Origin of the sequence: Limosilactobacillus reuteri (assembly GCF_002254085.1) — a bacterium.
Lineage (GTDB): Bacteria > Bacillota > Bacilli > Lactobacillales > Lactobacillaceae > Limosilactobacillus > Limosilactobacillus reuteri_K.
On record NZ_NGPY01000005.1, the window covers coordinates 48,801 to 54,800 of the forward strand.

Here is a 6,000-nt window from a genome sequence, read left to right on the forward strand (position 1 = left end):
AATCAAAAATAAATTATAAGGAGGCGTTAATGATGGAAAATCAAGTTAGCAATTCTAAAGCTAATGCAACTTATCAAAATTCATCGAAAGTCAAGGAAGTGGCTTACCGAATTTTTGCGGCGGTGGCTAATGCTATTTTGGTCGTTCTAGGAGGCGGACTATTAACCCAAACAATTGGTAACTTGACAGGTATTCATGTTCTTACCTTAATTGGTGGGGAAGCCCAAGCATTATTAGCGCCTGCTATTGGAGTTGCGGTTGCTTCACAAATGAATACGAATACCTTAGTTACATTTGCATCAATGGTAGCAGCCACTGTTGGTTCAAATGGGGTTCATTTTACTGATACGGCCCTTAAAGGCATGACTGCAACTGGGCAAGCAACTGTAGCGGCAGCCGGAGCGCCAGTTTTTACTACTGGGCAACCTGTTTCTGCTGTTTTGGCGGCGATCGTTGCAGTTCTCGTCGGCAAGTACTTAACGGGGAAGACACCGCTTGATATGGTGCTTGTCCCATTTGGTGCGCTAGCCGTGGGAATCGGTTTTGGCCTAGTAGTTGCGGCAGTTGTTACGCCGGCGCTTCTTGCTGTATCTGCCTACATTGCGCATACGATGCAAGTTTCACCAGTTTTAGGATCAATGGTAATTTCCGTTGTGTGGGCCCTATTTCTGATGACGCCTGCCTCTTCTGCAGCCTTGGCCGTTGCGTTGATGCTTGATCCGATCTCTTCGGCAGCTGCTTTGATTGGGACTACTGCTCAATTTGTTGGCTTTACTGCGATGTCATTTCGGCAAAATAACCTTGGCGCAAATATCGCCCAAGGACTTGTTACACCTAAAGTTCAATTTCCTAATCTCCTCATCAATCCTTATCTCTTGGTCCCAACGGTTGTTTCAGCAGCGGTTTGTGCACCAATCGCAACAGTTCTGTTTGATTTCCGTTCAACATCGACATTAGGAGGATTGGGACTAAACTCCTTGATTGCACCAATCGCTTACTTATCACGTGGCTGGTCTCAGTTCAGCACCTACATGGTTTTCGGTGTGGTAGTACCCGCTGTCTTGTCAATTGCTCTTTACCTTGTCCTTAAGCGCGCTGGATTCATTGGTGAAAAGCAATTACATCTTGAGTTAGTTTAGAAATACCGGTCAAAGAAAAAGCTGTTTGTCTATTGAAAATTGTAAAATAGGCAGACAGTTTTTTGATTGATAAAACATCCTAACAACTGCTATTGTTGTGGTTAGGGAATGTGATACAATAGACAGTGAATGTAAATTATAGATGGTAACTATCTATGATTAACGGCACGGAACGAAGCCCAAGATTAAGGCCTGCTTAAAGTAAAGCACCATTAATCGGTAAAAGAGTTCAGTTTTATATGAAGGAGTTTTTATACTATGATCCAAACAATTGATTTGAAAAAAGGTATGGTTTTTGAACGTGACGGTAAGTTATTAAAGGTTCTTCAAATCAACCACCACAAGCCTGGTAAGGGTAACACTTTAATGCAAATGGACATCCAAGACCTCCGTTCAGGTTCAATTGTCCACACTACTATGCGTCCATCTGAAAAGGTTGAACAAGTTAATGTTGACAAGCGTTCTGCTCAATACCTTTATGACGAAGGTGACTCAGCCGTATTTATGGACCTTGAAAGCTACGAACAATACAGTTTAAACCATGACTTGCTTGGTGACGACAAGAACTACCTTGTTGAAAACATGAAGGTTATCTTAAACTTTGTTAACGGCGACATCATTGGGGTTGAATTACCAACCACTGTTGAATTAACTGTTGCTGAAACTGAACCAATGATTAAGGGTGCTACTATCGATGGTGGTGGTAAGCCTGCTACGATGGAAACTGGTTTAGTTGTTAACGTTCCTGCATTTATTAAGAACGGTGACAAGTTAATCATCAACACAACTGATGGTAGCTACAAGTCACGGGCTTAATTAAAATTGAAGTGGGAAATACCCCCCCTCGACAAGGGGGTGGGCTAAGCTAGGGCGATGATTAGCACGGCACGGGCTGATTATCGTTCGTACTTAGACTCGAGCCTTGTGGTTATTTTCCACGTTATCTTTCTATTGTTCACAAAAGCAGTTGAGGCTGGAAGAAAACAAAAGTTTTCTCCAGCCTCATTTTTTATGGGAGTATTAATATGAATAAGAAAATAGGATTTTTAATGGTCACGGGAATGGGCCTATTGCTGGCTGGTTGTGGAAATCAGGCTAACAATAAAGCGACTAATTCTTCATCTGCATCAAGCAGTAGTTTATTAGTGGCTAAAAGTAATGTGAAAGTTAATAGTGATAATATGAGTCCCCAAGAAGCTGTCAGTTTGATTAGTACGTATTGCGGCCTTCGTTATGGTGGAAATTGGGCTGCTATGGCTAAAGAAGCGCAAAGAGAGGGATTACAGGTAAATCTTTACCCGAGTTCTAAATACCAATTAAGTGATGGCGGGCAAGGAGTAGCTTACGATGTAACTGCTGGTGGAAAGTCACAGGGCCTGGTTTATACTGTTAATAACGATGATGTAAATATCTACCAAAACGTCAAGGAGAATCAAAAAAGTACCAAACTTGCTACGATCTCAAAGTCGGAAATGGCTAATTATGTTAATCAAGAAGGTCAAGGGAAGCTCGTTAATGACCTAGCTGCTAAGGCGCAGGTAGTTGATAAGCGTAGTAGTGATAGCAATTCCTCAGTAAGCACCAGTAATTCTGGCAATGATCATAAGTATGGCCGCATTGGTACTATTGATGTTCCGAGCGAAATGCAGGGAACATGGTATTCGGCAGATAATGATGCTGATTCAACCATGACTTTTGGACCTCATTCTTACACATACAGTTATGATGACGATAGCGGAACTACTCAGCTTTACAAGCAGGATCCGCAATTTGGTGAAGATGAAGATAACTATACTAACGAAGATGTTCAAAAAGCAACCAAGAACTGGGGAAAAGTGAGCTATCTAAATATTGATGGCGAACGTTGGTTAAATGTTCGCGGTTGGACCCAAAGTGCTGGCGATGGTGAGTCATATGCGGTGAAGACAGAAACCATTGATGGTAAGCAAGCTAAAGTCTTAGTTGTTGGCGGTGGCGCTGAAAACTGGGTAGATGCTGTTTATTACCAATCAAAGGATATGGCGCAACAGAACGCTGATAAGAAGTTTGACGACCTTCATTACCGATAAAAAGAAAAACACGGCTGTAAATTTTTCAGTCGTGCTTTTTTGATGATTAGTTAATTAATTTTCTTCACTATTGAGATTAGTTATAACTTGTTCATTCTCTAGTTGTCGTTTTGCCCGCAGATCCGCGTATTCCCGTTTCAAAAGTTCATTGCTAGAGATAATTTTAACGGGAGAGACCTTCGACTCAAATAGTACAGTTGTGGTATTCGCAGGCGCCTCAAGAGTAGCTGCTGATACTCGGTGGTTGATTAAGAATAAACCGCACAGCAGAGAAGCAACAAGAATAACAAAGCGCTTGCCAATCGGTGAGTTAGTAGTACTTTGGAATTTCATAATAAGTCCCTCCTCAAATTAAAATTTATATTGGGTGATTGCAACATATATTATCGATCTTTAAGACAATAGGGAAGAGAATTATCTTAGTTGCTATCAAATATTAACCACTTTCAACTCTTCTTAATCAAATGAACATAGAAAATTAAAACAGCTAATTAATTTTCAACAAGCCAATTGGGAAAGGACTCGCTTAAGCTATTATAAGTATCTTGGAATCGATGAGTAATCCAAGGGTCAACGATATAACGTTTTTCTTTTCCCGGGGTATCCTCAAAGATTCCGTGAACCTTATTTTCTAACCCAGCTGGCGCCATATTTTTTGCATCTCGGACATTCATCTGATCCATTGCGATAATATAATCGGCGTCATAATAGTCACTGTCGCGCAATCATTCCGTCGTCTTTAATGTGATATTTATCAAGAATAGCTTTTGTTCGACTATCAGCAGGTGGACCTTCTGCAATGTTACTTGTGCCGGCTAAGCCAACAGTAATTTGATCAGCAACACCAGCTTCTGCAACTATTTTTTTGAACATCGCTTCCGCCATTGGTGAGCGGCAAATATTACCGAGGCAAGCAAAAATTACTTTCATAAAAAGGCTGTTAAAAAACAAAAACGTTTTTCAACAACCTTAAACTAGTAAAATTGAAATATTTATTGAATCAGCCAACCAAGAGGCCATGAGAACCACTCAAAGGCCTTATCAATCTTGCCTTGGTTGATTTTTTTATTGGTTGCTAACACTTGGAAAGTTACTTTTTCCTCTTTGAAAAGTTTTGGAGTTGGGAAAAAGCCATTGCGCCGATAAAACTTAAGTCGTCGTAACCGTTGCTGATTATTTGCCGCCTGAGGATTGGGTTGCTCAACATCCAGGGCAAGTGAATCTTCAGGGTAAAGGCTACGAAGCTCATTAATAATCCGTGTCCCATATCCTTGAGAACGGATTTGATCATTAACTGCGAGATATAAAATATAATGCATACCGTGACTGTGAATAACATAAGCAAACCCAACAAACTGTTCCTGGTCATAGAAGGCCATGAAGTCAGCGCGTTGATACTTACTCTTGATGAGCAACCACGTCCACGGTTCTCGCTCATATTTCGGAAATGCGCGCATATATAATTGTTTAACTTGTTTATATTCTTTTAAACTCAACCTCACGGGCTGTATGTCTAAATCCAAATAATATCACTCCTTGTAATTAAATATTTTACCAGAAAAGGATTAAATAGACAATTTGAAATCAAACATTTGTTCTGATATAGTAATACAGTATTTTAAGAAAGGGATGAGAGGATGGATAAAATTATTACGTTGACCCGCCAACAGCGAGAAACTATTTTACAACATTTAACGGCCAATCAGGTTCAGGCTTTGAGTGAGTTTACCTGTTATGCGATGTTCATACCCATCACTATCTTAAACAGACTGATTGGGAGTTTCAGGGAATGGTAATTGACCCGTGGTATCAGCGGCAACATGACCACCCTGGCGACAATCTTTATTGTGATTGTGGTCGGCGTTTAAAAAATCAATTTATCTTACGTTCTCGTACAAGTGGTCGTCAGTTATCTCTAGGCATTTCTCATTTTTAGCAGCATGCTAGCATTCCTCAAAAGATTGCTAGAGAGATTCAGGCCGGAATTAATGAGATTAATCTGTACATGGATAGCATCCTTTTGGCTTATCAATCTGGTTATCTGTTTCCACAAAAGAAATTTCAGTTTGTTGTTGTTCATCAAGGATTTAAAAACCACGAAGGAACGATCCTTTACCAGCGATGTAACTTATTTAGTCGAGTTGACCTCCCGCTCCACCAACGCGATTATCAAGATCTGCAAACTTTATATCACCAATTAAAGCAAGGAGTTACTCACCGTCTTACCAAAAAAAGAGATTAAGAAATTACGAGTCGATATTGCGACAGATTGGCGTCAAGTTGACCAGCAGATTACAATGTTTAATTACCTCCTCCGTCAACACGGCCTTACCGTTCAAGACCTTCACCGGGTTAAGAGTAATTCAATTAACTATGCTTTGCAACGACGAAAGACACGGTTCTTTATTAGTGATTATAAACAGTTACTAGCTCTAACCTTAACCAAGGCGCGAAGTCAATTAGCAATAAAACTTCGCCAACTATCTTTCTATGTTCAAACATGTGAAGAGGTCTCAGCAGCAAAAATTTTGTGTGAACAAGCAATTCAAATTCTCCTCGCTCATAAGACAACAAGTGGCCATTTGAACTTTTGTGAGATAAAAGGAGGTAAAAAGTTTACTGAAAAATTAATGATCAATAATTAATATTGTGTATTTTATTTTCCCCTGAAATGTCAATTTAAATTAGAAAAAAGGTGAAAGTTGTTCTTCTGTGACATGACTCAAGAATACTTCTAATGGTGTACGATAATTAAGAGATTTTCGTGGGATATTGTTGCGACGATGTGATAC

Annotated in this window: 8 protein-coding genes and 2 pseudogenes; 6 read left to right on the top strand and 4 right to left on the bottom strand. The window is 39.9% G+C overall.

Annotated elements, in window-relative coordinates; genetic code table 11:
- The first annotated feature begins 29 nt into the window (after positions 1-29).
- The 3 genes from CBG10_RS01450 (at position 30) to CBG10_RS01460 (ending at position 3,208) form a co-directional block, all read left to right on the top strand.
- Positions 30-1,139, top strand: coding sequence for a PTS transporter subunit IIC (locus CBG10_RS01450; RefSeq protein ID WP_080707472.1), 1,110 nt, complete (start codon positions 30-32; stop codon positions 1,137-1,139).
- A gap of 258 nt (positions 1,140-1,397) precedes the next feature.
- On the top strand, positions 1,398-1,955 hold the full coding sequence (gene efp / locus CBG10_RS01455) for an elongation factor P (RefSeq protein WP_003664757.1): 558 nt from the start codon (positions 1,398-1,400) through the stop codon (positions 1,953-1,955).
- Between the two features lie 209 nt (positions 1,956-2,164).
- A complete protein-coding gene (locus CBG10_RS01460) occupies positions 2,165-3,208 on the top strand; it encodes a hypothetical protein (protein ID WP_094511423.1) in 1,044 nt (347 codons plus the stop codon).
- A gap of 54 nt (positions 3,209-3,262) precedes the next feature.
- Here CBG10_RS01460 and CBG10_RS01465 read toward each other — a convergent pair whose 3' ends face one another.
- The 3 genes and pseudogenes from CBG10_RS01465 to CBG10_RS01475 form a co-directional block, all read right to left on the bottom strand.
- On the bottom strand, positions 3,263-3,541 hold the full coding sequence (locus tag CBG10_RS01465; RefSeq protein WP_019251585.1) for a hypothetical protein: 279 nt from the start codon (positions 3,539-3,541) through the stop codon (positions 3,263-3,265).
- A 158-nt stretch (positions 3,542-3,699) separates the two neighbouring features.
- Positions 3,700-4,138, bottom strand: a pseudogene (locus tag CBG10_RS01470) (low molecular weight protein-tyrosine-phosphatase).
- Positions 4,139-4,200: 62 nt separating this feature from the next.
- Positions 4,201-4,731, bottom strand: a complete 531-nt coding sequence (locus CBG10_RS01475; protein ID WP_019251586.1) for a GNAT family N-acetyltransferase — start codon at positions 4,729-4,731, stop codon at positions 4,201-4,203.
- Between the two features lie 266 nt (positions 4,732-4,997).
- On the opposite strand from CBG10_RS01475, the gene CBG10_RS11410 reads away from it, so the two are divergent.
- The 3 genes from CBG10_RS11410 (at position 4,998) to CBG10_RS11420 (ending at position 5,853) form a co-directional block, all read left to right on the top strand.
- Positions 4,998-5,144 (top strand): hypothetical protein, encoded by a 147-nt coding sequence (locus CBG10_RS11410; protein ID WP_225361483.1) that lies wholly within the window; start codon positions 4,998-5,000, stop codon positions 5,142-5,144.
- A gap of 69 nt (positions 5,145-5,213) precedes the next feature.
- On the top strand, positions 5,214-5,450 hold the full coding sequence (locus CBG10_RS11415) for a hypothetical protein (RefSeq protein ID WP_029507826.1): 237 nt from the start codon (positions 5,214-5,216) through the stop codon (positions 5,448-5,450).
- A gap of 55 nt (positions 5,451-5,505) precedes the next feature.
- On the top strand, positions 5,506-5,853 hold the full coding sequence (locus CBG10_RS11420; RefSeq protein WP_225361485.1) for a hypothetical protein: 348 nt from the start codon (positions 5,506-5,508) through the stop codon (positions 5,851-5,853).
- A gap of 39 nt (positions 5,854-5,892) precedes the next feature.
- Here CBG10_RS11420 and CBG10_RS01485 read toward each other — a convergent pair.
- Positions 5,893-6,000: pseudogene (locus tag CBG10_RS01485) on the bottom strand (IS30 family transposase); the annotation flags it as partial.

What these genes read in the sequence shown, in the direction of transcription:
- CBG10_RS01450 (WP_080707472.1), top strand. Translation starts at nt 30, where the DNA reads ATGATGGAAAATCAAGTTAGCAATTCTAAAGCTAATGCAACTTATCAA.
- efp (WP_003664757.1), top strand. Translation starts at nt 1,398, where the DNA reads ATGATCCAAACAATTGATTTGAAAAAAGGTATGGTTTTTGAACGTGAC.
- CBG10_RS01460 (WP_094511423.1), top strand. Translation starts at nt 2,165, where the DNA reads ATGAATAAGAAAATAGGATTTTTAATGGTCACGGGAATGGGCCTATTG.
- CBG10_RS01465 (WP_019251585.1), bottom strand. Translation starts at nt 3,541, where the DNA reads ATGAAATTCCAAAGTACTACTAACTCACCGATTGGCAAGCGCTTTGTT.
- CBG10_RS11410 (WP_225361483.1), top strand. Translation starts at nt 4,998, where the DNA reads ATGGTAATTGACCCGTGGTATCAGCGGCAACATGACCACCCTGGCGAC.
- CBG10_RS11415 (WP_029507826.1), top strand. Translation starts at nt 5,214, where the DNA reads ATGGATAGCATCCTTTTGGCTTATCAATCTGGTTATCTGTTTCCACAA.
- CBG10_RS11420 (WP_225361485.1), top strand. Translation starts at nt 5,506, where the DNA reads ATGTTTAATTACCTCCTCCGTCAACACGGCCTTACCGTTCAAGACCTT.